The 233-nt window shown below is 64.4% G+C and carries 1 protein-coding gene; it reads left to right on the forward strand.

Annotated elements, in window-relative coordinates; genetic code table 11:
• The coding region (locus ACNQO6_RS18530; RefSeq protein WP_440209924.1) for a hypothetical protein at positions 1–193 on the forward strand (193 nt) is incomplete at its 5' end.
• Positions 194–233: the final 40 nt, after the last annotated feature.

Below are 233 nucleotides of genomic sequence, written 5' to 3' on the forward strand. Positions count from 1 at the left end.
CGCCTGCCTGCTGGAAGAGTTGCTCGAGCGCAGCGAGGCGCCGCCGGGGCAGGCCTCGCTACGTGCGGCGCTGGTCGAGTTGCAGCGACGTTGCGCGCTGCCACGGGTGAGCGAGCGGCCGGACTTCGGCGAGATCCAGGCGATCTTGCGCGACCTTGCCGCTCGCAGCCAGGCGTTTCCTCAAGTTCGATGAATTTGTCCGAAATTGACCGCAGGCTGATAAATATCAACGT

The organism is Acinetobacter calcoaceticus, from assembly GCF_051947995.1.
Classification (GTDB): domain Bacteria; phylum Pseudomonadota; class Gammaproteobacteria; order Pseudomonadales; family Moraxellaceae; genus Acinetobacter.